Annotated in this window: 25 protein-coding genes and 1 tRNA gene; 13 read left to right on the forward strand and 13 right to left on the reverse strand. The window is 73.6% G+C overall.

The features are described 5' to 3' along the window. Positions 1–11 precede the first annotated feature (11 nt). The 4 genes from F9B16_RS12165 to F9B16_RS12180 all read left to right on the forward strand — a co-directional run bounded on the left by F9B16_RS12165 (position 12) and on the right by F9B16_RS12180 (position 3,550). Entirely contained in the window at positions 12–938 is a 927-nt protein-coding gene (locus F9B16_RS12165) for an ABC transporter substrate-binding protein (protein ID WP_192808744.1), read from the forward strand. Between the two features lie 75 nt (positions 939–1,013). Further along, positions 1,014–1,778 carry an MBL fold metallo-hydrolase gene (locus tag F9B16_RS12170; protein ID WP_151540130.1) on the forward strand — a complete coding sequence of 255 codons (765 nt, stop codon included), beginning with the start codon at positions 1,014–1,016 and terminating at the stop codon, positions 1,776–1,778. Positions 1,779–1,850: 72 nt separating this feature from the next. Further along, on the forward strand, positions 1,851–2,024 hold the full coding sequence (locus F9B16_RS12175) for a hydrophobic protein (protein ID WP_192808745.1): 174 nt from the start codon (positions 1,851–1,853) through the stop codon (positions 2,022–2,024). Between the two features lie 239 nt (positions 2,025–2,263). Further along, positions 2,264–3,550 (forward strand): alpha/beta hydrolase family esterase, encoded by a 1,287-nt coding sequence (locus F9B16_RS12180; protein WP_151540131.1) that lies wholly within the window; start codon positions 2,264–2,266, stop codon positions 3,548–3,550. Between the two features lies 1 nt (position 3,551). Here the strand turns inward: F9B16_RS12180 and F9B16_RS12185 are convergent, their stop codons facing one another. Then, entirely contained in the window at positions 3,552–4,190 is a 639-nt protein-coding gene (locus F9B16_RS12185) for a winged helix-turn-helix transcriptional regulator (protein ID WP_151540132.1), read from the reverse strand. Between the two features lie 65 nt (positions 4,191–4,255). On the opposite strand from F9B16_RS12185, the gene F9B16_RS12190 reads away from it, so the two are divergent. Beyond that, positions 4,256–5,011 carry an SAM-dependent methyltransferase gene (locus tag F9B16_RS12190; protein ID WP_151540133.1) on the forward strand — a complete coding sequence of 252 codons (756 nt, stop codon included), beginning with the start codon at positions 4,256–4,258 and terminating at the stop codon, positions 5,009–5,011. Between the two features lie 369 nt (positions 5,012–5,380). Here F9B16_RS12190 and F9B16_RS12195 read toward each other — a convergent pair. From F9B16_RS12195 to F9B16_RS12205, 3 genes are all read right to left on the reverse strand, one after another. Beyond that, positions 5,381–5,453: transfer RNA gene (locus tag F9B16_RS12195), tRNA-Leu, on the reverse strand. Between the two features lie 263 nt (positions 5,454–5,716). Further along, positions 5,717–6,214: an FBP domain-containing protein gene (locus F9B16_RS12200; RefSeq protein ID WP_151540134.1), complete on the reverse strand. Its 498-nt coding sequence runs from the start codon at positions 6,212–6,214 to the stop codon at positions 5,717–5,719. A 55-nt stretch (positions 6,215–6,269) separates the two neighbouring features. Further along, positions 6,270–7,031, reverse strand: a complete 762-nt coding sequence (locus F9B16_RS12205) for an IclR family transcriptional regulator (RefSeq protein WP_151540135.1) — start codon at positions 7,029–7,031, stop codon at positions 6,270–6,272. A gap of 92 nt (positions 7,032–7,123) precedes the next feature. Here F9B16_RS12205 and hutH point away from each other — a divergent pair, with 92 nt between their 5' ends. The 6 genes from hutH to F9B16_RS12235 are packed head-to-tail and all read left to right on the forward strand — an operon-like array spanning position 7,124 to position 14,642. Next, a complete protein-coding gene (gene hutH, locus F9B16_RS12210) occupies positions 7,124–8,668 on the forward strand; it encodes a histidine ammonia-lyase (RefSeq protein ID WP_151540136.1) in 1,545 nt (514 codons plus the stop codon). 11 nt (positions 8,669–8,679) lie between these two features. Next, positions 8,680–10,338 (forward strand): urocanate hydratase, encoded by a 1,659-nt coding sequence (gene hutU, locus F9B16_RS12215; RefSeq protein ID WP_151540137.1) that lies wholly within the window; start codon positions 8,680–8,682, stop codon positions 10,336–10,338. Next, positions 10,338–11,537 (forward strand): allantoate amidohydrolase, encoded by a 1,200-nt coding sequence (locus F9B16_RS12220; protein ID WP_151540138.1) that lies wholly within the window; start codon positions 10,338–10,340, stop codon positions 11,535–11,537. Before hutU ends, F9B16_RS12220 begins: the two co-directional genes overlap by 1 nt. A gap of 10 nt (positions 11,538–11,547) precedes the next feature. Continuing rightward, a complete protein-coding gene (locus F9B16_RS12225) occupies positions 11,548–12,903 on the forward strand; it encodes a formimidoylglutamate deiminase (protein WP_151540139.1) in 1,356 nt (451 codons plus the stop codon). After that, positions 12,900–14,075, forward strand: coding sequence for an imidazolonepropionase (hutI, locus tag F9B16_RS12230; RefSeq protein WP_151540140.1), 1,176 nt, complete (start codon positions 12,900–12,902; stop codon positions 14,073–14,075). Before F9B16_RS12225 ends, hutI begins: the two co-directional genes overlap by 4 nt. A 21-nt stretch (positions 14,076–14,096) precedes the next feature. Next, positions 14,097–14,642 carry a ferritin-like domain-containing protein gene (locus tag F9B16_RS12235; RefSeq protein WP_151540141.1) on the forward strand — a complete coding sequence of 182 codons (546 nt, stop codon included), beginning with the start codon at positions 14,097–14,099 and terminating at the stop codon, positions 14,640–14,642. Here the strand turns inward: F9B16_RS12235 and F9B16_RS12240 are convergent. The 4 genes from F9B16_RS12240 to F9B16_RS12255 form a co-directional block, all read right to left on the reverse strand. Continuing rightward, on the reverse strand, positions 14,639–15,133 hold the full coding sequence (locus tag F9B16_RS12240) for a flavin reductase family protein (protein WP_151540156.1): 495 nt from the start codon (positions 15,131–15,133) through the stop codon (positions 14,639–14,641). The two genes, F9B16_RS12235 and F9B16_RS12240, sit on opposite strands and share 4 nt — an antisense overlap. Beyond that, on the reverse strand, positions 15,118–16,821 hold the full coding sequence (gene sppA, locus F9B16_RS12245; protein ID WP_151540142.1) for a signal peptide peptidase SppA: 1,704 nt from the start codon (positions 16,819–16,821) through the stop codon (positions 15,118–15,120). Before sppA ends, F9B16_RS12240 begins: the two co-directional genes overlap by 16 nt. Before the next feature lie 89 nt (positions 16,822–16,910). Next, on the reverse strand, positions 16,911–17,402 hold the full coding sequence (locus tag F9B16_RS12250) for a PaaI family thioesterase (RefSeq protein WP_225991570.1): 492 nt from the start codon (positions 17,400–17,402) through the stop codon (positions 16,911–16,913). 91 nt (positions 17,403–17,493) lie between these two features. After that, positions 17,494–19,038, reverse strand: a complete 1,545-nt coding sequence (locus F9B16_RS12255; protein ID WP_151540143.1) for a serine/threonine-protein kinase — start codon at positions 19,036–19,038, stop codon at positions 17,494–17,496. Between the two features lie 90 nt (positions 19,039–19,128). Between F9B16_RS12255 and F9B16_RS12260 the strand changes: the two genes are divergently transcribed. After that, positions 19,129–19,995, forward strand: coding sequence for an NUDIX domain-containing protein (locus F9B16_RS12260; RefSeq protein ID WP_151540144.1), 867 nt, complete (start codon positions 19,129–19,131; stop codon positions 19,993–19,995). A gap of 15 nt (positions 19,996–20,010) precedes the next feature. Here F9B16_RS12260 and F9B16_RS12265 read toward each other — a convergent pair whose 3' ends face one another. The 3 genes from F9B16_RS12265 to F9B16_RS12275 all read right to left on the reverse strand — a co-directional run bounded on the left by F9B16_RS12265 (position 20,011) and on the right by F9B16_RS12275 (position 23,192). Beyond that, complete coding sequence (locus F9B16_RS12265) at positions 20,011–20,376, reverse strand: ACT domain-containing protein (RefSeq protein ID WP_151540145.1); 366 nt, start codon at positions 20,374–20,376, stop codon at positions 20,011–20,013. A 20-nt stretch (positions 20,377–20,396) separates the two neighbouring features. Continuing rightward, positions 20,397–22,628 (reverse strand): 1,4-alpha-glucan branching protein GlgB, encoded by a 2,232-nt coding sequence (glgB, locus tag F9B16_RS12270; protein WP_151540146.1) that lies wholly within the window; start codon positions 22,626–22,628, stop codon positions 20,397–20,399. Positions 22,629–22,982: 354 nt separating this feature from the next. Next, on the reverse strand, positions 22,983–23,192 hold the full coding sequence (locus tag F9B16_RS12275; protein WP_151540147.1) for a hypothetical protein: 210 nt from the start codon (positions 23,190–23,192) through the stop codon (positions 22,983–22,985). Between the two features lie 213 nt (positions 23,193–23,405). On the opposite strand from F9B16_RS12275, the gene F9B16_RS12280 reads away from it, so the two are divergent. Beyond that, positions 23,406–24,164, forward strand: a complete 759-nt coding sequence (locus F9B16_RS12280) for a GntR family transcriptional regulator (RefSeq protein WP_151540148.1) — start codon at positions 23,406–23,408, stop codon at positions 24,162–24,164. A gap of 58 nt (positions 24,165–24,222) precedes the next feature. On the opposite strand, the gene F9B16_RS12285 is transcribed toward F9B16_RS12280, so the two are convergent. After that, a complete protein-coding gene (locus F9B16_RS12285; protein WP_318839228.1) occupies positions 24,223–25,668 on the reverse strand; it encodes a maltokinase N-terminal cap-like domain-containing protein in 1,446 nt (481 codons plus the stop codon). A gap of 2 nt (positions 25,669–25,670) precedes the next feature. Continuing rightward, a partial coding sequence (locus F9B16_RS12290) for an alpha-glucosidase C-terminal domain-containing protein (RefSeq protein WP_192808746.1) occupies positions 25,671–26,417 on the reverse strand: 747 nt, incomplete at its 5' end.

A 26,417-nucleotide genomic window follows, 5' to 3' on the forward strand; every position in this document is an offset into this window, starting at 1 on the left:
AGGACACCACCATGAAGCACATCATCCGTGGCGCGGCCGTCGGCCTCGTGGCCGCCCTGACGCTGTCCGCCTGCGGCGGCGGTGGAGGCGGCGACGACAAGAACCCGCTGTCCGGCGGCGGCGCCGCCAAGGGCACCATCACCGTCGGCGGCGCCAACTTCCCGGAGAGCGGCCTGATCGGCGAGATCTACGCGCAGGCGCTGGAGGCCAAGGGCCTCAAGGTCAACCGGAAGTTCAACATCGGCGCCCGCGAGATCTACTACGACCAGGTCGTGAAGGGCGGCATCGGGGTGATGCCGGAGTACAACGGCGCCCTGCTCACCACCTCGGTCGACAAGACCAGCACCGCGGCCACCACCGACGAGGTCAACGCCGCCCTCAAAGCCAAGCTGCCGCCGTCGGTCGAGGTCCTGAACTCCGCGCAGGCCGAGGACAAGGACTCCGTCACCGTCAACCCGCAGACGGCGTCGAAGTACCACCTGAAGAGCATCGCCGACCTCAAGCCGGTCGCGAACCAGCTCACCATCGCCGGCCCGTCGGAGTTCAAGACCCGCCAGCAGGGCCTCGTCGGCCTGAAGAAGGTGTACGGGCTGGACTTCAAGAAGTTCCAGCCGTTCGACGCGGGCGCGCAGGCCACCCTGGTCAAGCTGCTCACCGAGAACAAGGTGCAGGCCGCCGACCTGTTCACCACCGACCCGACCATCGTGCAGAAGAAGCTCGTCGTCCTGGAGGACCCGCAGCACGTCTTCAGCGCGCAGAACGTGACGCCGCTGGTCAACAAGTCCGCGGTGAACCCGACCGCGGTGGCGGCGCTGAACGCCGTCTCCGCCAAGCTCACCACCCAGGACCTCCTGGACATGATGAAGCGGATCGCGATCGACAAGGACGACCAGGAGAAGGTCGCCAAGGACTGGCTCAGCAAGGCCGGCCTGGTCTGACCCGTCCGGAAGCCCGCTCGGAAGCCCGCCGCGCCCGCCGCGGCGGGCTTCCGCGTCCCTGGCATGCTGGGGCGGATGAGACAGATCACCGTCCTCGGCGGCTGCGGCGCCTTCCCGGAACCGGGCCGGGCCTGCAGCGGCTTCGCGGTGGACTGGGACGGCCACCGCCTCGTCCTCGACCTCGGCTACGCGACGCTGCCGCGGCTCCTCGCGCACTGGCCGGACGGCGCGCCCGACGCCGTCGTCATCACCCACGAGCATCCCGATCACTGCGTCGACCTGCACGGGCTGTTCCGCCTGCGGTTCTACGGGAGCCCCGGCGCGCCCCGCCTCCCGCTGTACTGCCCGCCCGGCGTCCTCGACCGGCTCGCCGGCCTCGAACCCGACGTCGACCTGCGTGCGGTCTTCGACGTGCGGCCGCTCCCGGGCACCCATCGGGTGGGCCCGTTCCGGCTGACGGGGCTGCCGCTCCCGCACTTCGTGCCGAACGCGGGCGTCCGCCTGGAGGCCGGCGGGACCGTGCTGGCCTACTCCGGCGACACCGGCCCCGATCCCCGGCTGGCGGACCTCGGCCGCGACGCGGACCTGTTCATCGTCGAGGCGACCGACCGTCCCGGCGAGACGGGCGCCGCCGTCCGGAACCTGCTGACCTCCGCCGAGGCCGGCCGGTGGGCGCGGCACGCGGGCGCCCGGCGGCTGATGCTCACCCATTTCTGGCCGGGCAACGACCGCGCCGCCGCGGTGGCCGCCGCTCGCGCCGAGTTCGGCGGCGAGGTCCTCGCGGCCGACGAGGGCCGAACCGTCGTCCTGGACGGGCGGCGGCACCCCGGCGAAACGTGATGCTTGTCAAGAGTCAAACGCTCTTCTTTGGGGACATCCTCCGCCGACACGTTCGACAAGGAGGACCCCCCGATGCCCTGGCTCATGATTCTCGTCCTGCTCCTCGCGCTGCTCCTGTTCGGGATCGGCTTCACCCTCAAGGTGCTCTGGATCATCGCCGCGATCGTCCTGATCGTGTGGCTGCTGGGCTTCGTCGCCCGCAGCACCGGCCCGTCCGGCCGCCGCGGCCGCTGGTACCGCTGGTAGCCACGGCCGCCCCCGTTCCGCCGGCGCCGCCCGCCCCCCACGCAGGCGGCGCCGGCGGGGGCCTGCGCGCCCCGGGCGCGGCGGGTTTTGTCACTGAGTGCGCAATCGGAGGGGGCGCGGTCTCCATTCCGTGAGCAGCGGCCGCCCGGCGGGCGAACCTAGGCTCGGCTCGACACGGCCGGGCCGCGGGCCCGGCGGCACGCCGCGGCGCAGGGGGGACGCCCGCAGGAAGGACGGCCATGCCCCCGCATCCCCTCACCGCCCCCCGGCGCCTTGCCGCGGCAGTGGCGCTGACCTGCACCGCGATGGCGGCCCCGGCGGTCGCGTCGGCGCCGTCCGCGCGGGCCGACGCCCTCCGCCCGGACCGGATCACCGTCACCGTGGACGGCGCGCCCGCCTACCGGCTCGACGGCGACCTGCGCTCCGGCGGGATCACCGTCACCGAGGCCACGCCCGACTACAACACCAACAAGGTCCAGGGGGAGGGGACGCTGCGCGGGACGAAGGGCGGGACGGCGACCGTCCGGTTCGGGCTGTCGCGCACCCTCGCGGGGCTGTCGGGGACCTTCGGCCTCGACGACGCCGGAGTGCGGATCTCCGCGACCGTCGTCAGCGGCGTCCGGACGCCCTCGGACGGCACGGTGACCTGGCAGGGCCAGGGGACCGTGGAGGCCGGCGGCCGGACGAGCACCCGGACGGTCGGCTTCACCGTCCAGGACCGCCACCCCGACCCGGGCGACCACGCGATCCACCTCGTCCACGCGGGGCAGCGGCGGGCGGCGATCCTCCGGCTGCCGGACGGCTACGACGGCCGGCCCCTCCCGGCCCTGTTCCACTTCCCGGGGCTGTTCGAGACGCCGCTGTTCGCCGAGTTCTACGGGCACATGGCCGACTACGCCCGGACCCGCGGCTTCATCATGATCACGCCGGAGCACCACGGCACCGGCTGGCAGGGCGTCGCCGGCGGCCAGCCGGGCGCCGACGTCGACGACCCCGGATTCGTGTCCGCGCTCCAGGACGTCCTCGTCCACCGCTTCAACGCCGACCCGCGCCGCCTCTACGCCTCCGGCATGAGCAATGGCGGATTCTTCACCAGCAAGCTGGCCTGCGAGAACAAGCGGTTCGCCGCCTACGCGCCGGTCTCCGGCCAGCTCCAGGACCAGGCCGCCTGCCACCCCGGCCGCGCCGTGCCCGTCCTGATGATCCACGGCGACGCCGACCCGATCGTCCCCTACGCGACCGCGACGGCCGCCGCGCCGTTCTGGGCCCGCAACAACGGCTGCGGAACCACGACGACCGACACCGGCCTGGCCGACACCCACCCCGACGACGGCACGACCGTCGTCAAGCACGCCTACGACGGCTGCCCCGCCGCCGCGCCGGTGATCCTGTACCAGATCAAGGGCGGCGGCCATAACTGGCCCGGTGGCACGCCGTACCTCGGGCCGCTGCTCGGCGGCACCACCCAGGACATCGACGCCAACGCCGTCATCTGGAACTTCGTGTCGCGCTTCCGCCTCTCCTGATTCAGCCGCCGCCGACGGGCCGGAGGCGGGCGAGCACCTCGCGCCGGCCCTCGGCGGTCAACCCGAGCCCGGCGGCGTCGTCGATGCCGATCACGCCGGTGAGCAGCCCGAGGACGGCGCGGGGCGGCCCCTCCAGGACGAGGTCGGGGTCGGCGGCGCGCCCGGTGCGGGCGCGGACCTCCCCTCCGCCGACCTCGATGACGGCCTCCTCGCCCGACGCGATCAGCTGGACGACCGCCGGCGGCGCGCCGGGATCGGCGTCGGCGGCGAACCAGGCGGGAGCGTAGGCGAGCCAGCGCGCCTGGAACGCGTCGTCCGGGCGTTCGGCGTCCATGAGCCGGAGCCCCCAGAGCCCGAGCGCCTTCAACACCGGCTCCAGCGCCAGCCCGTCCTCGGTCAGTGCGTACAGGACGGTGGCGACGGGCGGCGGGGCGTCCTCGCGGACGACCAGCCCGGCGTCCTCGAGCTCCTTCAGGCGGGTCGACAGGAGGTTGGTCGCGACGCCGGGCAGCCCGTTCTTCACATCGGTGAACCGGGACGGCCCCCGCAGGAGCAGCTCCCGGACGATCAGCAGCGTCCAGCGGTCGCCGACGACGTCGAGGGCCCGGGCGATCGAGCAGTACTGGCCATAGCTTCGCACCCGCCGAGCCTAGCCCACTGCGGTTTACTATAGAAACCAGCAAGTTTAAAAACTAAACTGACGCGATGACCTACGACGAGACCGGCATCGACCGGACCATCGACCGCCTCCTGCGCGACCACCCGGGGACGCCGGGCGACCTCGACCAGTTCCACATCGGCGGCGCCGACGCGGTCGACCTGCTCATCGGCGGCCTCGCCCTCGCCGAGGGCGGCACCGTCCTGGACGTCGGCTCGGGATTCGGCGGCCCGGCCCGCCAGATCGCCCGCCGCACCGGCAACCGGGTCACCGGCGTCGACATCACCCCGGCCTACGTCACCGCCGCCCGCGCGCTGACCACCGGGGCCGGGCTGGACGGCCTCGTCCGCTTCGAGACCTGCGACATCGCCGCGTTCGCCCCCGAACGGCCCTTCCAGGCGGCGATCACCATGCACGTCCAGATGAACGTCGGCGACAAGACGGCCTGGTTCTCCCACATCGCCCGCTGCCTCGCGCCGGGCGCGCGCCTGGCCGTCTGGGAGGCCTGCGGCCCGCCGGACCTGACCTGGCCGATGCCGTGGTCGCTCGACGGCACCGACAGCTTCGTCGTCCCCGCCGGCGCGCTGCTCGCCTCGATCGAGCGGGCCGGCTTCACCACCGTCGAATGGGCCGACGAGACACCCTGGGTCCGGGACTGGATCGACAAGACCTTCGCCGACGGCCCGCCCGACGGCCCGTCGCTGCCGATGCTCCTGGACGACGGCTACACCCGCGTCATCAACTACGTCACCGCGCTCACCGACGGCCCCCTCGAAATCCGCCGGGGCATCTTCACCCGGTGAACGGCCGCCACCACGGCCGCCGGCCGGCGCGTCGGCGAACTGCCGGGCTTCAGCGGCGGTGAAAGTGCGAGCATGTGCGGTCTGGAAATGCACTTTCATGCCCATGTCGCGGGCGTACCGCCAGACCGGGCCGAAAGCCGCACGCAACGCCCGCGCCCGGTCGATCTGCGAATCGCCCGCGCGGTAGACGGTTTCTGCGGTGGGCGTCGCCACCGACCCGGCGGCGAGCGCCGGGGCCTGTGTTCGACGTCCGTTCCGGCGGCGCGGACGGTCACGGCCGCGACCGGGAAGGGCCCTGCCGGGCCCCGTGCGTCGGCACCGTCGGCCGGCGCGCGTCGATCGATCACCGCATACCGCGGCGATGCGCGGTGCCCCCGGTCGGACTCGAACCGACACTTCGACTCTTTTAAGGAGTTGGCCTCTACCTTTGGGCTACGGAGGCGGCTGCTGGTCGCGTGCCCGGGCCGGTTCCGGCGGACGGCCGCGGCAAGTGACCATTCAAATGCCCACCGTGGCCACGGTGTCGCTTTCCGTGGATTCCGCGATCGGGCATGGAGTCATCTTGCCCTAGAGTTCGCCGCGGCTTCAGCGAATATCCCGCCTGGGCCGGAAAAGGACGACCGATGGGATGGGCGTCCGTTGAATGGTAATGAATGCCCGGCCGCACGCCGCCCGGCCTTGCCGGGGGATCCCCGGCGCGCCGGTTCAGGCGGTCACCTTGTCGAGGAAGGCGTGCAGGTTGGCCCGCGTGCGGGCGACCTTCTCGTCCACGGTCAGGGACTCGTCGAGGTCCCCGCCGACCGCGGCCTGCCGCTTCCCGCGCAGGTAGAGCGAGCAGGCGAGGTCGGTGCAGAGGTACTGGCCGACCGTGTTGCCCTGGCGTCCCGCCTCGCCCGTCCGCCGCGCGGTCATCAGGGCGACGCCGCCGCCGGTCCGGGTGGTCAGGCACAGCGAGCACAGGCTGCGCGCGGTGAAGCCGCGGGACGTGCCGGACGTCCCGCGCAGCGCGACCCCGACGAGGCGGCCGCCGTGGTCGGCGACCAGGTAGGCGCGCTCGGGCGCCCCGGGATCTCGCCAGCCGAGGAAGTCGAGGTCGTCCCAGGGGCGCTCGGCGAGGTCCTTGGGCAGGCCGAGCCGCCGGGCCTCGCCCTTGGAGCAGTTGACGAAGGACGTGCGGATGTCGCGCTCGGTCAGGGGTCGCATGGCCGCGACGCTAGCTTGCCTAGAGGTATTAGGCAAATTCTTAATCTACCTAGGGTCAGGAGGGCGGGCGGCCGGTGAGGCGGGTGGTCAGGGCACTGGCGGCGGTGCGGGTGTGGGCAGCGAGGTCGGGCCAGGTCTCGGGCGGATGGCGGTCGCGGCGGAACGTGACGGTGACGGCGGCGGTCGGGTGGCCGGTGTGGTCGAACGCGCACGCCGCGATGCTGGCGAAGCCCTCCGTGATGTAGCCGTCCTCGGACGACCAGCCGCGCCGCGCGTCCTCCGCGAGGACGCGGCGCAGCTCGCGCAGGGACGCCGGGCCGCGGCCGGTGCGGTTCACGAAGCGGCCCGGGAACAGCGCGCGCACCTGCGCCGGCGGGAGGTGCGCGAGGAGGGAAAGGCCGCTCGCGGTGAGCTGGGCGGGCATCCGGACGCCGACGTCCGTGACGAGCGTGGCGTGCCGCGGCGGCTGCTCCTTGAGCAGGTAGAGGGTCTCCGCGCCGTGCAGGACGCCGAGCTGGGCGATCTCCCCGACCCGGTCGACGAGCCGGCGCAGCAGGGGGCGCGCGAGGCGTTCGAGGGGCTCGTGGCGCAGGTAGGCGGAGCCGATCTCGAAGGCGGCGACGCCGAGGCCCCAGCGGCGCTCTTCGGGGATGGACGTGACGAAGCCGTCCTCGGCCATCGCGGTGAGCAGGTGGTACGTGCTGGAGCGGGGCAGGTCCAGGGCGCGGGCGATCGCGGAGGCGGGCAGCGGGCCGGGCGCGGCGGCCAGCAGGCGCAGCACCGCCAGCGCGCGGCGGGCGGCGGGGACCTGGCTCATGCTCGCATTGTCTCGTATCTGAGACGGATGTGGCCGTCCGGCCCTGCCCGCGGCGCCCCCTGGCGGGTGGAATCGTGGGTATGGGTTTCGTCATGGGAGACACGAGTGTTCGGGTCGGTCCGGATCCGCTGTCGTTCGAGCAGGTCGTGGCGGTGGCGCGGGACGGCGCGGCGGTCTCGCTGACGGACGAGGCGCTGAAGCTGATCGGGGAGTCGCGGGCGCACATCGAGGAGCTGTCGTCGCGCCCGCTGCCGGTCTACGGGGTCTCGACGGGGTTCGGGGCGCTCGCGACGCGGCACATCCCGCCGGAGATGCGGGCGCAGCTGCAGCTCAACATCGTCCGGTCGCACGCCGCCGGGTCGGGGATGGAGGTCGAGCGGGAGGTCGTCCGGGCGCTGATGCTGCTGCGCCTGCACACCCTCGCGACCGGGCGGACGGGCGTCCAGCCCGTCACCGCGCGGACGCTCGCCGCGCTGCTGAACGCCGGGATCACGCCGCAGGTGTTCGAGCACGGGAGCCTCGGCTGCTCCGGCGACCTCGCGCCGCTCGCGCACGTCGCGCTGGCGCTGATCGGCGAGGGGCAGGTGCGGGACGCGGCGGGCGAGCTGCGGCCGGCGGCCGAGGTGCTCGCCGAGCACGGCATCGCCCCGGTCATGCTGGGCGCGAAGGAGGGCCTCGCCCTGCTGAACGGGACGGACGGCATGCTCGGCATGCTCGTCCTCGCCATCCGCGACCTGCGCGAGCTGCTGACCGCCGCCGACGTCGCCGCCGCGATGAGCGTCGAGGCGCTGCTCGGCACCGACCGGGTGTTCGCCGCCGACCTGCAGGCGCTGCGGCCGCATCCGGGGCAGGCCGCGTCGGCGGCCAACCTGCGGGCGCTGCTCGCCGCCTCGGAGATCATGGAGTCGCACCGCGGCCCCGACTGCACCCGCGTCCAGGACGCCTACTCGCTGCGCTGCTCGCCGCAGGTGAACGGCGCCGCCCGCGACACCCTCGCGCACGCCGAGCTGGTCGCGGGGCGGGAGCTGGCGTCCGCCGTCGACAACCCCGTGGTGCTGCCGGACGGACGGGTCGAGTCGAACGGCAACTTCCACGGCGCGCCGATCGCGTACGTGCTCGACTTCCTCGCCATCCCGACCGCGGACGTCGCGTCGATGTCGGAGCGGCGCACCGACCGGATGCTGGACAAGGGCCGCTCGGCCGGGCTGCCCGCCTTCCTCGCCGACGACCCCGGCGTCGACTCCGGTCACATGATCGCCCAGTACACGCAGGCCGCGATCGTCTCCGAGCTGAAGCGGCTCGCCGCCCCCGCGTCCGCCGACTCCATCCCGAGCTCGGCGATGCAGGAGGACCACGTGTCCATGGGCTGGAACTCGGCCCGCAAGCTGCGCCGCGCCGTGGACGGCCTGACGCAGGTGATCGCGATCGAGATCCTCACCGCCGCGCGGGCGCTGGACCTGCGCAGCCCGCTGCGCCCGGGGCCCGCGACCGCCGCCGTCGTCGCGAGGCTGCGCGAGGCCGTCCCGCCGCCCGGCCCGGACCGCTACCTCGCGCCCGAGATCGCCGCCGCGACCGCCATGGTCGCGGACGGCTCGCTCGTCGCCGCCGCCGAATCCGTCACCGGCCCCCTCTCCTAAGGAGCCCGCACATGTCCGGTCCCCGTCCCGTCCGCGCGCCGCGCGGCACGAAGCTCACCGCCGCGAAGGGCTGGCCGCAGGAGGCCGCCCTCCGGATGATCCAGAACAACCTCGACCCGGAGGTGGCCGAGCACCCCGACGAGCTCGTCGTCTACGGCGGGTCGGGGCGGGCGGCCCGCAGCTGGGACGCCTTCGACGGCATCGTCCGGTCCCTCGCGGACCTGGAGGGCGACGAGACGCTGCTCGTCCAGTCGGGCAAGCCGGTCGGGATCTTCCGGACGCACGAGTGGGCGCCGCGCGTGCTGATCGCCAACTCCAACCTGGTGCCGCAGTGGGCGACCTGGGAGGAGTTCCGCCGGCTGGAGTCGCTCGGGCTGACGATGTTCGGCCAGATGACCGCCGGGTCGTGGATCTACATCGGCACGCAGGGCATCCTGCAGGGCACCTACGAGACGTTCGCGGCCGTCGCGGAGAAGCGGTTCGGCGGGACGCTCGCCGGGACGATCACGCTGACCGCCGGGCTCGGCGGGATGGGCGGCGCGCAGCCGCTCGCCGTCACGATGAACGGCGGCGTCGCGATCTGCGTCGAGTGCGACCCGTCCCGCATCGAGCGGCGCGTCGAGCACCGGTACTGCGACGTGAAGGCCGACTCCCTCGACGACGCGCTCCGGCTCGCCGAGGAGGCGCGGGAGGCGCGGCGGCCGCTGTCGATCGCGGTGCTCGGCAACGCCGCCGACCTCGTCCCCGAACTGCTGCGGCGCGGCGCGCCGATCGACATCGTCACCGACCAGACCAGCGCGCACGACCCGCTGATGTACCTGCCGAGCGGCGTCGCCTTCGACGACATGGCCGCCGAGCGCGGCAAGGACCCCGAAGGCTTCATCGCCAAGGCCCGCACGTCGATGGCGCGGCACGTCGAGGCGATGGTCGGGTTCCAGGACGCGGGCGCCGAGGTGTTCGACTACGGCAACTCGATCCGCGGCGAGGCGCAGCTCGCCGGCTACGCGCGCGCGTTCGAGTTCCCCGGGTTCGTCCCGGCCTACATCCGGCCGCTGTTCTGCGAGGGCAAGGGCCCGTTCCGGTGGGCGGCGCTGTCCGGCGACCCGAAGGACATCGCGCGCACCGACCAGGCGATCCTCGACCTGTTCCCCGACAACGAGCCGCTCACCCGGTGGATCCGGATGGCGGGGGAGAAGGTCCACTTCCAGGGCCTGCCGTCGCGGATCTGCTGGCTCGGCTACGGCGAGCGCGACAAGGCCGGCGAGGTCTTCAACGACCTCGTCGCGCGCGGCGAGATCAGCGCGCCGATCGTGCTCGGCCGCGACCACCTCGACTGCGGCTCGGTCGCCAGCCCGTACCGGGAGACCGAGGGCATGAAGGACGGCTCCGACGCCATCGCCGACTGGCCGCTGCTGAACGCGCTGCTCAACACCTCGTCCGGCGCGACCTGGGTGTCCATCCACCATGGCGGCGGCGTCGGCATCGGCCGCTCGATCCACGCCGGGCAGGTCTGCGTCGCCGACGGGACGGCCCTCGCGGGCGAGAAGCTCCAGCGCGTGCTGACCAACGACCCTGGCACGGGCGTCATGCGGCACGTCGACGCGGGCTATGACCGCGCGTCCGAGGTCGCCGCCGAGCGCGGCGTCCGCATCCCGATGCAGCAGGGCTGATGAGCTTCGAGGAGATGTGGCGGGCGCTGCTGCCCGTCGGGCGCGACGCCGCCACCGGCGGGTACCACCGGTTCGCGTGGACCCCGCCGGAGCTGGAGTGCCGCGCCTGGTTCGCCGACGAGGCGCGCCGCCGCGGGATGCCGCTGGAGCACGACCGCAACGGCAACATGATCGCCTGGTGGTACCCCGAGGACGGCACTCGCGACCGAGCGGTGCTGACGGGCAGCCACCTCGACTCCGTGCCCGGCGGCGGCGCGTTCGACGGGCCGCTCGGGATCGTGTCCGCGTTCGCCGCCGTCGACCTGCTGCGCGAGCGCGGCGCGGCGCTGCGGCGGCCCATCGGGATCGCCGCGTTCGCCGAGGAGGAGGGCGCCCGGTTCGGCGTCGCCTGCCTCGGGTCGCGGCTGCTCGCCGGCGCGATCGACCCGGCCCGGGCACGGGCGCTCACCGACGGGGACGGGCGTACGTTCGCCGAGGTCCTGCACGGCGCCGGGCTCGATCCAGACGCCATCGGGCCCGACGACGACCTGCTCGGACGCGTCGGCTGCTACGTCGAACTGCACGTCGAGCAGGGCCGGGCGCTCGCCGAGCCGGTCGGGGTGGCGAGCTCGATCGTCCCGCACGGGCGGTGGCGGTTCGGGTTCGCGGGCGAGGGCAACCACGCCGGGACCACCGCGCTCGCCGACCGCCGTGACCCGATGATCCCGTTCGCCGGGATGGTCCTCGCCGCCCGCGACGCCGCCGAGCGCAACGGGACGGTGGCGACGGTCGGGAAGGTCCGGGTCGTCCCGGGCGGTGTGAACGCGATCGCGTCGTCCGTCACCGCCTGGCTCGACGCGCGCGGGCCCGCCGACGCCGCCGTCCGCAGGACCGTGGACGAGGTCGGCGCCGCGGCACGCGAGGCCGCCCGCCCGCACCGGGTGACGGTGGAGGTCGCGGAGGAGTCCTACACCGAGATCGTCGACTTCAACCTGGCCCTGCGCGACCGGCTGGTCAGGACGCTGGGCGGCGCGCCCGTCCTGCCGACCGGCGCCGGGCACGACGCGGGCGTCCTGTCGGCGCGGCTGCCCACCGCGATGCTGTTCGTCCGGAACCCGACCGGCGTGTCGCACGCGCCCGCCGAGCACGCCGAGACCGCCGACTGCCTCGCCGGAGTCGAGGCCCTCGCCGCGGTACTGGACGACCTGGCCCGCGGGTAGGGAACCCGATATGCAATGGCATGCCCAGTTCGCCTGGCTCGGAGACGGGGTGGCGGCCGACGTCCTCATCGAGGCCGACGGCGAACGGATCACGCGCCTGACGCGCGGGGTCCCCGCCCCGCCGCACGCCCAGCACCTGCCCGGCCTCACCCTGCCGGGCCTCGCGAACGCGCACTCGCACGCGTTCCACCGCGCCCTCCGCTCCCGCGTCCAGATGAACAGAGGGACGTTCTGGACGTGGCGCGAGCAGATGTACAAGGTCGCCGACCGCCTCGACCCCGACTCCTACCGGGCGCTGGCGAGGTCCGTGTTCGCGGAGATGGCGCTCGCCGGGATCAGCTGCGTCGGCGAGTTCCACTACCTGCACCACCGCCCCGGCGGCGCACCCTACGACGCGCCGAACGCGATGGGCGAGGCGCTGATCGCGGCCGCCGCCGACGCGGGCATCCGGATCACGCTGCTGGACACCTGCTACCTCACCGGCGGCATCGGGAAGCCGCTCCAGGGCCCGCAGCTGCGGTTCGGCGACGGCACCGCCGGGAACTGGGCCCGCCGCGTCGACACCCTCTACGAGCAGACCGACAAGGCGGGCCGGCTGCACGCCCGCGTCGGCGCCGCGATCCACTCGGTCCGGGCGGTGCCGCGCGAGCAGGTGCGGGCCGTCGCGTCCTGGGCGAAGGAGCACCGCGCGCCGCTGCACGTCCACCTGTCCGAGCAGCCCGCCGAGAACACCGCGTGCCTCGACGCGTACGGGATGACGCCCGCACGCCTCCTCGCCGAGGCAGGCGCCCTCGGCCCGCTCAGCACCGCCGTCCACGCCACGCACCTCACCGACGACGACATCGGCCTGCTCGGCGCCACCACGACCGGCGTCTGCATGTGCCCGACCACCGAACGCGACCTCGCCGACGGCATCGGGCCCGCCCGCGGCCTCGCCGACGCCGGCGCGCCCATCTGCCTCGGCTCCGACCAGCACGCCGTCATCGACCTGTTCGAGGAGGCCCGCGCCGTCGAGCTGGACGAGCGCCTCCGCACCCGCGTCCGCGGCCACTGGACCGCCGGCGAGCTGCTCGCCGCCGCCACGTCCAACGGCCACTACGCGCTCGGCTGGCCCGAGGCGGGACGCCTCGAACCCGGCGCCTACTGCGACCTCGTCACGGTCGCGCTCGACTCCGTCCGCACCGCCGGCGCCGGGCGCGCGCACGCCGCCGAGGCCGCCGTCTTCGCCGCCACCGCCGCCGACGTCCGGCACGTCGTCGTGTCCGGCCGCCAGATCGTGCACGACGCCCGGCACCTGCTGGTCGACGACGTGCCCGCCGCGCTGGCCGCCGCCGTCGAGTCCGCCACCCGCGAGGAGCCCGCTTGAGCACCGCCATCACGAACATCGGGGAACTGGTCACCAACGACCCGGGGCGGGGCGACGGGCCGCTCGGCATCGTCCGGGACGCCGCGCTGGTGATCGAGGACGGCGCCGTCGCGTGGACGGGCCCCGCCGCCGGGGCGCCCGCCGCCGACGAGGTCGTCGACGCCGCCGGACGCGCCGTCCTCCCCGGGTTCGTGGACTCCCACGCCCACCTCGTCTTCGCCGGTGAACGCGCCGAGGAGTTCGCCGCCCGGATGAGCGGGCGCCCCTACGCCGCCGGGGGCATCCGCACCACCGTCGAACGCACCCGCGCCGCGTCCGACGACGAGCTGCGCGCCAACCTCCGCCGCCTCGTGGACGAGATGGCCCGGCAGGGGACGACCACCGTCGAGTGCAAGTCCGGGTACGGCCTCACGGTCGAGCAGGAGGAACGCGCCGTCCGCATCGCCGCCGAGATCGCCGACGAGGTCACCTACCTCGGCGCGCACGTCGTCCCGTCCGAGTACGGCGACGACACCGCCGGCTACACGCGCCTGGCCGCCACCGGCATGCTGTCGGCCTGCGCGCCCCACGCCCGCTGGGTGGACGCCTTCTGCGAGCGGGGCGCGTTCGACGCTGACCAGGCCCGCGAGGTGCTGCAGGCGGGGATCAAGGCCGGGCTCATGCCCCGGCTGCACGCCAACCAGCTCACAGAGGGGCCCGGCGTCCGCCTCGCCGTCGAGCTCGACGCCGCGTCCGCCGACCACTGCACGTTCCTGAGCGGCGCGGACGTGGACGCGCTCGCCTCGTCCCGCACCGTCGCGACGCTGCTGCCGGGCGTCGAGTTCTCCACCCGCCAGCCCTATCCGGACGCCCGCCGCCTCCTGGACGCCGGCGCCACCGTCGCCCTCGCCACCGACTGCAACCCCGGCTCCTGCTACAGCTCCAGCATGGCGTTCTGCATCGCCGTGGCCGTCCGCGACATGCGCATGACCCCCGCCGAAGCCGTCTGGTCCGCCACCGCCGGCGGCGCCCGCGCCCTGCGCCGCACCGACGTCGGCCACCTGTCCGTCGGCGCGCGCGCGGACGTCCACGTGCTGGACGCCCCGTCGCACATCCACCTCGCCTACCGCCCCGGCGTCCCGCAAACATTTGCCGTATGGAAACGAGGCCATCGGGTAGGTGCCCCCGAGTAACCGACCCCGGGAGGCAACGGAATGGCCGAGTTCCTGACGGACATCAAGACCCTGCGCGAGCGCGCCCGCCAGGAGATCGACAAGGGCCCGATCACCGAGGCGTACGGCGCCGACGTCACGCGGGTGATCCAGGTGTGCAACGAGGCCCTCGCCACCGAGATCGTCTGCACGCTGCGCTACAAGCGGCACTACTACACCGCCACGGGCATCCACGCCGAGGCCGTCGCGGGCGAGTTCCTCCAGCACGCCGCCGAGGAGCAGCAGCACGCCGACCAGCTCGCCGAGCGGATCGTCCAGCTCGGCGGCGAGCCCGACTTCGCGCCCGACACCCTCACCACCCGCTCGCACGCCGAGTACGACGACAGCCGCGACCTCGTCGCGATGATCAAGGAGGACCTGGTCGCCGAGCGCATCGCGATCGCGTCCTACACCGAGATCGTCCAGTGGCTCGGCGACGGCGACCCCACCACCAAGCGCGTCTTCGAACGCATCCTGGAGCAGGAGGAGGAGCACGCCGACGACCTGCGCGGCATGCTCGAACGCCTGCCAGCGACCGAGAAGCGCTAGGCGGGCAGGTAGCGGCGGTTGAACCTGATCAGCGGCCGCTGGTCGCGGGCGACGTAGTCCGTGGCGAGGACCTCGGCGGTGAAGAGAAGGTGGTCACCGGCCTCGATGCGCTGACGGGTCTCGCATTCGAGGGCGGTGACGCCCGACTCGGGGATCAGGGCGCCGGACGCCTCGCCGCGGTGGTGCGGCTCGCTCGCGAGGAGCAGCCGGGCGCTCGGACGGCCCTCGGCGGCGAAGCGTCCGGCGAGGGCCCGCTGCCCCGCGCCGAGGACCGTCGCCGCCCAGCGGTCCGTCCGCGACAGCACCTCCGCCAGGTAGGACGAGGACGCCACGCCGGCCAGCACCATCGGCGGCTCCAGCGACACCGACATGAACGAGGTCACCGTCGTGCCGAGGTCGTCGCGGCCGTCCCGGACGGTCAGCACCACGACCCCGGTGGCGAACCCCGCGACCGCCTCGACGAAATCCGTGCCGGTCAGCGGATCTCCCAGGAGCCGGGCAGGGTGAGCGGGCCGGCGGACGGGAGGCCGAGGCGGGCGGCGAGGCCGCCGAGCGAGCCCCAGCCGTCGAACCGGGCGGACGCGGCCGTGCGGTCCTCGCTGGACTCCGGCGGGCGCAGCCGCTCCAGCGGCGACGTGTGCGGGTAGGAGCGGACGGGCGCGTCGGCGGGCAGCCCCGCCTTCTTGCGGGCGAGGTCGAGCGCCATGTCGATGCCGCCCAGCTCGTCGACGAGGCCGCGGTCCCGGGCGTCGGCGCCCGTCCAGACCCGGCCGCGGGCCAGCTCGTGGACGCGCTCGCGGGACAGGTCGCGGCCCTCGGCGACCTTCGCCGTGAAGTCGTCGTAGATCTTGTCGAGGGAGGCGTTGATGCGCTCCCACTCGGAGTCGCTGAAGTCCTTGGTGGCGCTGAACATGCGGGCGTGGTCGCCGTCCGCGACGGACCCGAGCCCGATGCCGATCCGGTCGAGCAGGTCGTTCACCACGGCCTTGCCGACGACGACGCCGATCGACCCGGTGATGGTGCCGGGCTGCGCGACGATCGTGTCGGCGGCCATCGAGACGTAGTAGCCGCCGGACGCGGCGACGTTCCCCATCGAGACGACCACCGGCTTGCCGGCGCGGCGGGCGAGGACGACCTCCCGCCAGATCGCGTCGGACGCGACGGCGGACCCGCCGGGGCTGTTGACGCGGAACACGATCGCCTTGACCCGGTCGTCCTTCACGGCGGCGCGGAACGCGGCGCCGACGGTGTCGGAGCCCATCGCGGGGCCGGAGTTCGGCAGCGGGCCGCCGCGGCCGCTGCGGCCGAGCCGGATCGGGCCCTGCCCGTTGATCAGCGCGACGACGTCCTGGCGGCCCGGCTGCGGGATGCGGCGGGCGAGGCCGTGCGTGCGGTTGTAGCGGGAGACGTAGCGCAGCTGCGCCTCCGCGCCGAACTCCTTGCGCAGGAAGGCGTAGACCTCGTCGCGGTAGCCGAGGTGGTCGACGAGGCCCTCCTCCAGCGCCTCGCCGGCGAGCAGCGGGCCGCGGTCGGTGAGGTCGCGGACCTTGTCCTCGGGCAGGTCACGGGCGGCGGCGATGCCCGCGGTGATCTGCTCGCCGAGCGAGGTGACGAGCCGCTGGGACGACTCCTCGTGCTCCGGCGTGTACGCCTTCTCCATGAAGGTGTTCGCCATCGTCTTGTACTCGTACCGCTTGGCGAACCGCGGCTGCACGCCCGCCTTCTCCAGCGCGCCCGCGAAGAACGGCTCCTCCAGCGCGACGCCGGTCAGCCCGACCTCGCCGGTCGGCTGCAGGTACACCTTGTCGAACCCGGTGGCGAGGTAGAACGGGACGGTGCCGTGGCCGCCCTCGCCGAACGTCTCGGCCCACGCGACGGTGAGCTTGCCGGCGTCCCGCAGCGCCCCGACCGCCTCGCGCAGCTCCTGCGCGAGCGCCAGCCCGACGCCGCCGGTCACCTTCACCACCAGCGCCTTCACCCGGTGGTCGGAGCGGGCGCGGCGCAGCCCGTCGAGCACGTCGCGCAGGTTCGTCCGGCGCATGGACATGATCGCCGAGATCGGGTCCGCGGGCGCGGTCTCCACGATCCCCTCGGTGAGGTCCAGCTCCAGGATCAGCGGTGCCGTCCGCCGGTCCCGGGCCTGCTTGATGACGTTGACGACGGTTCCGGGATCCACCATGGCCCCAGCCTATGCGTTCGCCCGCGGGCCACCGGTCCGCCCCGGGTCCCGCGCGCCCTCCGCCTGGAGGAGGAGCGCAGGCAGGGGCCCTATTTGCGCTTGAAGGCCTTGTTCGGCAGGACGCTGGCGGACGCCTGCGCGACGGGCCGGCCCTGCGCGTCGCTGATGACGGCGTTGGCGACCATCCGGGTGCTGCCGGGGTGTACGCACGTCCCGGCGACCGTGTAGGTCTCGCCCGCGCGGACGCCGCGCAGGTAGTCGACGTTGAGGTTGAGCGTGAGCATCGGCATGAAGTGCTCGCAGGTGCTGCTGCCCGCGAGGCAGACGGCGTTGTCGAGGATCATGGCGATGTAGCCGCCGTGCACGGTGCCGCCGGGGTTGCAGAGCTTCTCGGCGGGCGTCCAGGAGATGTCGACGCGGCCGGGCTCGGCGGACGTGATGACCTGCCCGATGTGGTCGTTGATGTCGGAGATCTGCGGGAACGTTCCGTCGGCCATGGCCTGGATCAGCTCGGCGCCCGTCAGGGTGTCCCACATCCGGGCGGTCTCCTCGAAGGCCGCCGGTCCCGCCTCGACGCTCAACTCGTGTCTCCCCTGATCATGCGACGTCTCGCCCCGAATGGTATTCGGCGTACCGTCCGCGCGGCACTGTGCCCTTCGTCACCGGGGCCGCTCAGCCGATCTTGTGGAGCGTCCCCGACGTGGTGCCGATGCCGGTCGAGGTGTACTGCAGGCCGCCGGACACCTGCTCCAGCGACACCGGCCCGCCCGTGCAGAACCCGGCCGAGCCCGTGCTGCGCACGGCCGTCTCGTCGAAGTCGACCTTCGAGCCGGAGACGCTGGAGACCGTCAGCCGGGTCTGGCAGCCCCACCGGGGGTACTCGGCCGTCCCGCCGTCGCTCCCGCCGGTCAGGTGCACCGTCACCGTGGTGCTGGCGTCGCCGAGGGTGATGCCGCCCTTCTGCGTCAGCGTGCCCTCCCACGTCCCGCCGAACGCCGCGGGCAGCGACCCGCCGCCCCCGCCCGAGCCGTCCCCGCCGCCGGACGCCGACGGGGAGGTCGCAGAGGACGAGGAACTCTGGGCCGGCGAGCCGTGAGACGACGCGGTGACCGGCGTGTCAGAGCCCCCGCCCTTGTTCAGCAAGATGACGGCCGTCGCGCACGCGATGGCGAGGACGACGACCGCGGCCGCCCCGACGATGACACGGGTGTTCCTGCCCCCGCCGCGCCGGTCGTCGGCGGGCGGCGGACCCGGGACCGGCGGCTGGGGGTGCGGCTGCGTGAGGTTCCGCGACGGAGACGGGTCCGTGGCCGGCCCGGACGGGAACGCGCCCCCGCCGGTACCCGGGCCCGGCGCGGGCGGGACCGGCACCGGCGGACCCCCGTAGGGCTGCTGCGGCCGGGTGATGTCCGGCGCGGGACGCGAGGTCGGGTCGATCAGCCGCATCGCGAGGTCGCGGGAGGACGGCCGCCGGTCCGGGTCCTTGGCGAGGCATTCGGAGAGCAGGGGGCGCAGCGCGTCCGGCACCCCGGTGAGGTCGGGGTCGGCGGTGGCGATCCGGTGCATCATCGCCTCGACCGTCACCGCGCCGCCGAACGGCGGGCGCCCCGTCGCCGCGAACACCATCGTGCCCGCCCACGCGAACACGTCCGACTTCACCGTCGGCGGATGGTCGCGCAGCCACTCGGGCGCGAAGTAGGCGGGGGTGCCGACCATCTGCGTGCGGGTCTCGGCGTCGACCGCCCGGGCGATGCCGAAGTCGACGACGCGAGGGCCGTCCGGGCCGAGGAGCACGTTCGCGGGCTTGAGGTCGCGGTGCACGATCCCGGCGGCGTGGATCGCGGCCAGCGCGCTCGCGGTGTTCACCGCCAGCCGCTGCAGGTCACCGCCGCGCAGCGGGCCCGCGTCCGCGACGCGCTCCTGCAGCGACGGCCCGTCGACGAACTCGCTGGCGACGTAGGGGAGCGGGCCCTCGGCGGACGAGTCGAGCACCGCGGCGGTGGCGAACGGCGCGACCTGCCGCGCCGCGGCCATCTCCCGGGCGAAGCGCTCGCGGGCCCGCGCGTCGGCGTTCTTCAGGACCTTCACCGCGACGCGCTCCCCGGACGGCCCCTCGCCGAGGTAGACGACGCCCTGCCCGCCCTCGCCGAGCCGTCCGGTCAGCCGGTAGCGGCCGATGGCGCGGGGATCGTCGGGAACGAGGGGCAGAGCGGGCATCTTCGGCTTCCTCCGGCATGGGGGACCTGCGTCGGCCCCCCGAACGACGGCACCACCGTACTTCGGTCACCGAGCGGATATCGTCGGCTCATGGGCGATGGGGACGGCTGGGCCGATTGCGACCAGGGGCACACGCACTGGGGACGGTACGGCGCGGCGGGCCTGCTGGCCTACCACCGCGACGCGGAAGGCCGGATGTGGATCCTGTTGCAGCAGCGCGCCTGGTGGGGTCTCGGCGGCGGCACATGGGGGATGTTCGGCGGCGCCATCCACAGCCATGAGGACGGGGTGACGGGCGCCCTGCGGGAGACGAGCGAGGAGTGCACGCTCGACACCGCGCTCGTGCGCGTGCGCGGTACCCGGGTCGAGGACCACGGCGGCTGGGCGTTCACGTCCGTGATCGGGGCCCTGGACGAGAAGGTGGACGTGAAGCCGGCGTCGCGGGAGACGCGCCGCGCCGAGTGGGTCCGCGTGGAGGAGGTCGAGGACCGCAAGCTGTTCGCGCCGTTCGAGAGGTCGTGGCCGCTGCTGCGGGACGCGACGAAGGGCCTGGTGCTCGTCGTGGACGGCGCGAACGTCGTCGGGTCCCGGCCGGACGGCTGGTGGAAGGACCGCGCGGGCGCGAACGCCCGGCTCCGCGACGCGCTGAAGGTGCTCGGCGAGGGCGTGCGCGGCGTGCCGCCCGGCCTCGTCGCGTTCGACCGATGCTTCCCGGAGGTCGTGCTGGTCGTCGAGGGCGCGGCGCGGCCGGTGGCGGACGAGCCCGCGGACGGCGTGCGGGTCGTGGCGGCGCCGGGCAGCGGCGACGACCACATCGTCGACCTCGTCCGGACCCCGGAGCCCGACACCGAGTACCTGGTCGTGACGGCGGACCGGGGGCTGCGCGCCCGCTGCGAGGCGGCCGGCGCGCACGTCACCGGCCCCCGCTGGCTCCTCGACCGCCTCGAAGGACGCTGACCGCCGGGGACCGGGTCAGCGGTCCGAGACGCGGTGGCCGGCGTCGCGGAGGGCCTGCGTCGCGTCCTTCAGCCGGTGGTCGGGGACCAGGACGAGGTCGGCGTGGTAGGTGGACGCGACGAACACCGGCACCCCCGCCTCGGCGAGCGGGCCGACGACCGCGGCGAGCATGCCGGGCAGGTCCAGGCCGTGGCCCGCGTCGCCGTAGAAGCCGACCCAGCGCTCCGCCTCGGTGAACGGCGACGCCTCCCGCACGACCGTGAGGCCCTCGGGGGCGCGGACCAGCGCGATCCACTCGTCGTCCTCGGGGAACGTCGCGTTCGGCAGGTGCTCCACCAGGAACTCGGACGGGACGATGTGCAGGTGCTGCGCGGCGCTCATGGCGCCACCCTAGAGCCCGGTCACTCCGGGACGAGCCACACGGCGCCGAGCGGCGGGACCCGCAGCACGGCGGAGGCGTCCAGCCCGTGCCAGGGCTCGGCCGTCGCCTCGACGCGCCCGAGGTTCCCGACGCCGCTGCCGCCGTACTCGTAGGCGTCGGTGTTGACGACCTCCCGCCAGCCGCCCTCCTTCGGCAGGCCGATGCGGTAGTTCTCGTGCGGGTTGCCGGCGAAGTTGACGACGCAGGCCATCACGGGCGGCTCGCCGTCGTCCTTGGACGTCCCGTACCGCAGGTAGGAGAGGGTGTTGCCGCCCGCGTCGTTGCCGTCGATCCAGCGGAACCCCTCGTGGTCGCTGTCGCGGGACCACAGCGCGGGCTCCTCCCGGTAGGCGCGGTTGAGCTCGCGGACGAGCTTCTGCAGCCCGAGATGCAGCGCGCCTTCGGCGGCGTTGTCCAGCAGCCACCAGTCGAGCGGGCGCTCCTCCGCCCATTCGGCGCCCTGCCCGAACTCCTGCCCCATGAACAGCAGCTGCTTGCCGGGATGCGACCACATGTAGGCGAGCAGGGCGCGCAGCCCGGCGAACCGCTGCCAGGTGTCGCCCGGCATCTTGCTGAGCAGCGACCCCTTCCCGTGGACGACCTCGTCGTGCGAGAGCGGCAGGACGTAGTTCTCCGAGAACGCGTACACCAGCGAGAACGTGATCTCGTTGTGGTGGTAGTGCCGGAACACGGGCTCGTGGCGGAGGTACTCGAGGGTGTCGTGCATCCAGCCCATGTTCCACTTGAACCCGAAGCCGAGGCCGCCGAGATGGGTGGGGCGGGACACGCCGGGCCACGCCGTCGACTCCTCCGCGACCGTGAGGACGCCCGGGTTGCGCTTGTAGACCGTCGCGTTCATCTCCTGGAGGAACGAGATCGCCTCCAGGTTCTCGCGGCCGCCGTAGACGTTCGGCGTCCACTCGCCCTCGTTGCGCGAGTAGTCCAGGTACAGCATCGAGGCCACCGCGTCCACGCGGAGCCCGTCGACGTGGAACTCCTCGATCCAGAACGTCGCGTTCGCCACCAGGAAGTTGCGGACCTCGGCGCGCCCGAAGTTGAACACCAGCGTGCCCCAGTCGGGATGCTCGCCGCGGGCCGGGTCCTCGTGCTCGTACAGGGCGGTGCCGTCGAAGCGCGCGAGCGCCCACTCGTCCTTGGGGAAGTGCGCGGGCACCCAGTCGATGATGACGCCGATACCGGCCTGGTGCAGCTTGTCGACGAGGTACCGCAAGTCGTCAGGGGTGCCGAAGCGGGAGGTCGGCGCGTAGTAGGACGTCACCTGGTAGCCCCAGGACGGCCCATAGGGGTGTTCCGCCACCGGCAGGAACTCCACATGGGTGAACCCCATGTCCTTCACGTACGAGGTCAGTTCCTCGGCCAGCTCGCGGTAGTCGAGCCCGGGACGCCACGAGCCGAGGTGCACCTCGTACACGCTCATCGGCTCGTGTACCCACTCGCGCTCCTTGCGGGCGTCCATCCAGTCGCTGTCGCCCCACGCGTAGGACGAGGTGTAGACGCGCGACGCGGTCGCCGGCGGGCGCTCGGTGTGCTGCGCCATAGGGTCGGCCTTGGAGCGCCAATGCCCGTCCGCGCCGAGGATCTCGAACTTGTAGCACATGCCGTCGCCGACGCCCGGGACGAACAGCTCCCAAACGCCCGTGGACCCGAGCGACCGCATCGGGTGCGCGCGGCCGTCCCAGTGGTTGAAGTCGCCGACCACGCGCACCCCGCGCGCCGTCGGCGCCCACACGGCGAACCCGGTGCCCGACACCGGTCCGAACGCCGACGCGTACGTCCGCACGCGCGCCCCCAGCGCGCGCCACAGCTCCTCGTGCCGGCCCTCGCTGATCAGATGCAGGTCGAGCTCGCCGAGCGTCGGCAGGTGCCGGTACGGGTCGTCCTGCACGGTCTCGATGCCGTCCCCGTACGTCACCGCCAGCCGGTAGTCGGGGACCGCGAGGGGCGCCTTGTCCTCGTCGCCGCCCGACAGCGACGCCGACTTCGGCAGCGTCCCGGCGAACACGCCCTCGTGGAAGTGCCGCAGCGGGTGCCGGTCCCCGTTCGGCAGGACGACCTCGACCTTCTCCGCGAGCGGGCGCAGCGCCCGGACGGTCACCCCGTCCCGGCCGGGATGCGCCCCGAGGACTCCGTGCGGATCGTGGTGGTCGCCGCCGACGAGCCGGTCGATCTCCGCGCGCGTCACCCGTGCCATGACGTCATGGCCTCCTCGCCTGGGGTCCGGGGCTCCGGGGCCTTCCCCGGGAACAACACTGATGCCGTTTCCCTGTAGGAGTGCCCTGAGATCGGCCGAACTCACATGGCGGAGCGAGGCGGATTTGCGACCGCATGGACGGCACGACACTTTGTCGGGGGTCGCGCCGATTGCGCCGTCCATGCGGTCACGTCTACCTGGCCCCAGGGGTGACGGCGACCCCGCCGCCCTGGGATCCATTCCTGTGTCACCTCAGCGACACAGGTACCTTCCGTACCGGAGCGTTCCGGCCCGGTCCGCCCCCGCCCGCGGACCGGGCCGCGCCGCTCCCCACGACGTCCCATCGCGGCCGCCTCACCCGTCCCCGCGCGCCTGCTCGAGCAGCAGCTCGCGCAGCCCCGCCGGATCGTCCGCGGCCACCGTCATCGCACATCCCGCCTGCAGTTGCGCGTCCGTCAGATCGCCGCTCCGGGTGGCGTACCAGCGCCCGGCGTCGCTCCGCCAGACCTGCCAGCCCGGAAACTCCCCCTCGATGGCCGTCTTCAGATCCTCGAAGTCGCCCATCAAGGTCGTCCTTTCCCCGAGGCGGCTCTTCTGTATACAAAAGTCTTACTCGGTCTGAGAGGTGTCAAGCTGTCCGTAAGCGGACCATGCCCCCGCGGATAGCGGCCCGCTAGGTATGAGTGACGGGGAGGAGGGGTGAAATCGAACGCCGCATCGAATGACCACCGCGTCGAATGACCGGGGGCGCGCCTGAACGAAGGGGAGGTGACGCCGGTGCCGGACCGTCCCGCCTACCTGCGCATCGCCGACACGCTGCGAGAGGGGATCCGGGACGGCAGCCTTCCGCCGGGGACCCGGCTGCCGACCATGGCGGAGCTGTGCGCCGCGCACGGCGTCTCGGAGATCGTCGTGCGGCAGGCGGTCGCGCTGCTGCGCACCGAGGGGCTCGTCGAGACGCGCCGCGGCGGCGGCACCGTGGTCCGGGTCGTGCCGCCGGCCCGCCGCGTCGCGATGGAACGCTACCGCGCGGTGACCAGGCCGCTCGCGGTGCCCGAGACCACCTTCACCCGCGACCAGAAGATCAGCTGGCAGGAGTACAGGCTCGACAAGGAGTTCACCCGTGTGCGCGCGGACGACGACCTGGGCGCGCTGTTCGAACTGCCCACCGGCACCGAGCTGCTGCGGCGCCGGTTCGTGTTCTACGCCCGCGGCGAGCCGCAGCAGATCTCCGTCAACTACCTGCCGTGGAGCCTCGTCGGCGGTACTCCCGTCGCCGACCCGGAACGCGAGCCGTGGCCCGGCGGCACGCTCGCGCAGCTGGCCTATCTCGGCCACCCGCCGACCCGCGTCGAGGAGTCGGTCCGCTCCCGCATGCCGACCCCGGAGGAGGCGGAGACGCTCCGGATGGGCGGCGGCGTCCCCGTCATCGCCATCACCCGCCGGATGCTGTCGCGCGCCTCGGTCATGGAGGTCTGCCGCGACATCGTGCTGCCCGCCGACCGCGTCGTCCTCGACTACTCCATCGACCTCTGAACCGGGCCGCGCCGGCCGGCCGGACCCCGGCCGTCCCGGCCGGCCGGGCCGGGGCGCGTCAGCCGGCCAGGTGCTCCAGCGAGCGCAGCGGCACCGGCAGCCAGGACGGCCGGTTCCGCGCCTCGTACCGGATCTCGTACACCGCCTTGTCGAACTCGAACGCCCGCACCAGCGCCGCGTGCGCGGCCGGGTCGGGGCCGCCCGCCGCCGCGTACCCGGCGCAGAACGCGGCCCGGTTCCGCTCCGCCCACGCCTGGGCGCGCAGCTCCAGCGCGTCCGCCGCGCCCGGCGCGAGGCCGCCGTCCGAGGCGATCAGGAACCGCGCCGCGTACTCGAACGAGCGCAGCATCCCGGCGACGTCGCGGAGCGGATGCGCGGGCGCGCGCCGCTCCGCGGGCGCCCGGGCGGGCTCGCCCTCGAAGTCCAGCAGCACCCAGCCGTGGTCGGTGCGCAGCACCTGCCCGAGGTGGTAGTCGCCGTGCACCCGCTGGAACGGCAGCTCCGCGCCGACCGCCGCGAGCTCGCCGAACGCCGCGCGGACGGCGGCGGCGTGCGGGCGCAGCTGCGGGACGGCCGCGGCGACCGCGTCGAGCTGCTCGTTCATCCCGTCGGCCAGCGCGCGCAGCCGCTCGGCGGGCACGGTCGTCACGCCGAACGCGCGGGCGAGGTCGCGGTGCACCTGCGCGGTCGCGGCGCCGAGCCGCTCGGCCTCGGCGGCGAAGTCGCCGCCCGCGGCGCCCGCGTCGTCCGGGGTGACCGCGGCCGGCGGGCCGGGCGGCAGCGGCTGCGCGAACCAGTCGCGGACGCTGGTCAGCGCGAGCTGCCACCCGTCGGTGGCGGTGCGCAGGTACTCCGACAGCAGCGCGAGCGTGACGGGTTCGCCATCGGCGCCGTCGCCGCCGGGTGCGAGCTCGATCCAGCCGTGCACGGCGGGGACGTGCTCGCAGCCGGCGCGGGTCAGCGCGAGGTTGACCTCCAGGTCGGGGTTCACGCCGGGCGCCAGCTTGCGGAACAGCTTGCACATGTACGCGTCGCCGAAGATGAGCGAGGTGTTGCTCTGCTCGGCGGTGGACGGCGTGCCGTCCAGGTCGGTGCGGATGCCCGTGCCGGGCGCGCGGTGGAACCGCAGCGGCCCGATGACCGACTCGCCCGCCATGTGGGCGAGCAGCGGCCGGGTCAGCTCGGGGTCGTGGGCGGCGTCGTAGGCGTGGCCGGTGATCCCGGCCGCCCCGGCGAGCAGCCCGATCTCGTGCGGGCGCAGCCGCTCGGGCAGGTCGCGGCGGACGCCGAGCAGGACCTGGTAGTGCTCGGTGGCGCCGTTCTGGCGGACGTCGAGGACGAGGTGGTGCAGGCCCGGGTCACCGGTCCGCAGCTCGGTGGCGGTGCCGATCGCGAGGTCGTCGATGGGGCTGTCCTTGCCGCCGAACCACCGCTGCCGGGGCAGCCAGCCGGCCAGCATCCGGACGAGGGACGGGTCGCCGCCGCGGCCTGGACCGCCGGGCACGGCTACCTCACCCTCTCGTCGCCCGGCTCGTCGGGCGGGGGCGGCAGCAGGAACCAGTAGAACCCGTGGCCGGGCAGGGTGAGCAGGTAGGGGAGTTCGCCGATGGCGGGGAACTGCACGCCGCCCATGCACTCGATCGGCGTCGATCCGCGGAACCGCCGCAGGTCCAGCTCCACCGGCTGCGGGAACCGCGACAGGTTGTTCACGCACAGGACCGTGTCGGTGCCGCCCCACTGGTTGGTGTCCCCGTTCCCGATCTCGCGGGTGAAGGCGAGGACGGAGGGGTTGGAGGCGGACAGTTCGACGTAGGTGCCGACGCCGAAGACGGGGTGGCGCTGCCGGATCTCGATCATCTTGCGGGTCCAGTGCAGGAGGGATCCGGGGTTGTTGACCTGGGCTTCGACGTTGACGGCCTGGTAGCCGTAGATGGGGTCCATGATGACGGGGAGGTAGAGGCGGGCGGGGTCGCATTGGGAGAAGCCGGCGTTGCGGTCGGGGGTCCATTGCATGGGGGTGCGGACGGCGTCGCGGTCGCCGAGCCAGATGTTGTCGCCCATGCCGATTTCGTCGCCGTAGTACAGGACGGGTGAGCCGGGCAGCGACAGGAGGAGGGCGGTGAAGAGTTCGAGTTGGTTGCGGTCGTTGTCCAGGAGGGGGGCCAGGCGGCGGCGGATGCCGATGTTGGCTTTCATGCGGGGGTCTTTGGCGTATTCGGTGTACATGTAGTCGCGTTCTTCGTCGGTGACCAT

Source organism: Actinomadura montaniterrae, from assembly GCF_008923365.1.
GTDB classification, from domain to species: Bacteria; Actinomycetota; Actinomycetes; order Streptosporangiales; family Streptosporangiaceae; genus Spirillospora; species Spirillospora montaniterrae.

Excerpts from the sequence above, each read along its gene's own strand:
- F9B16_RS12165 (WP_192808744.1), top strand. The coding sequence starts at position 12 with ATGAAGCACATCATCCGTGGCGCGGCCGTCGGCCTCGTGGCCGCCCTG.
- F9B16_RS12170 (WP_151540130.1), top strand. The coding sequence starts at position 1,014 with ATGAGACAGATCACCGTCCTCGGCGGCTGCGGCGCCTTCCCGGAACCG.
- F9B16_RS12175 (WP_192808745.1), top strand. The coding sequence starts at position 1,851 with ATGCCCTGGCTCATGATTCTCGTCCTGCTCCTCGCGCTGCTCCTGTTC.
- F9B16_RS12180 (WP_151540131.1), top strand. The coding sequence starts at position 2,264 with ATGCCCCCGCATCCCCTCACCGCCCCCCGGCGCCTTGCCGCGGCAGTG.
- F9B16_RS12190 (WP_151540133.1), top strand. The coding sequence starts at position 4,256 with ATGACCTACGACGAGACCGGCATCGACCGGACCATCGACCGCCTCCTG.
- F9B16_RS12200 (WP_151540134.1), bottom strand. The coding sequence starts at position 6,214 with ATGCGACCCCTGACCGAGCGCGACATCCGCACGTCCTTCGTCAACTGC.
- F9B16_RS12205 (WP_151540135.1), bottom strand. The coding sequence starts at position 7,031 with ATGAGCCAGGTCCCCGCCGCCCGCCGCGCGCTGGCGGTGCTGCGCCTG.
- hutH (WP_151540136.1), top strand. The coding sequence starts at position 7,124 with ATGGGAGACACGAGTGTTCGGGTCGGTCCGGATCCGCTGTCGTTCGAG.
- hutU (WP_151540137.1), top strand. The coding sequence starts at position 8,680 with ATGTCCGGTCCCCGTCCCGTCCGCGCGCCGCGCGGCACGAAGCTCACC.
- F9B16_RS12220 (WP_151540138.1), top strand. The coding sequence starts at position 10,338 with ATGAGCTTCGAGGAGATGTGGCGGGCGCTGCTGCCCGTCGGGCGCGAC.
- F9B16_RS12225 (WP_151540139.1), top strand. The coding sequence starts at position 11,548 with ATGCAATGGCATGCCCAGTTCGCCTGGCTCGGAGACGGGGTGGCGGCC.
- F9B16_RS12235 (WP_151540141.1), top strand. The coding sequence starts at position 14,097 with ATGGCCGAGTTCCTGACGGACATCAAGACCCTGCGCGAGCGCGCCCGC.
- sppA (WP_151540142.1), bottom strand. The coding sequence starts at position 16,821 with ATGGTGGATCCCGGAACCGTCGTCAACGTCATCAAGCAGGCCCGGGAC.
- F9B16_RS12255 (WP_151540143.1), bottom strand. The coding sequence starts at position 19,038 with ATGCCCGCTCTGCCCCTCGTTCCCGACGATCCCCGCGCCATCGGCCGC.
- F9B16_RS12260 (WP_151540144.1), top strand. The coding sequence starts at position 19,129 with ATGGGCGATGGGGACGGCTGGGCCGATTGCGACCAGGGGCACACGCAC.
- F9B16_RS12265 (WP_151540145.1), bottom strand. The coding sequence starts at position 20,376 with ATGAGCGCCGCGCAGCACCTGCACATCGTCCCGTCCGAGTTCCTGGTG.
- glgB (WP_151540146.1), bottom strand. The coding sequence starts at position 22,628 with ATGGCACGGGTGACGCGCGCGGAGATCGACCGGCTCGTCGGCGGCGAC.
- F9B16_RS12275 (WP_151540147.1), bottom strand. The coding sequence starts at position 23,192 with ATGGGCGACTTCGAGGATCTGAAGACGGCCATCGAGGGGGAGTTTCCG.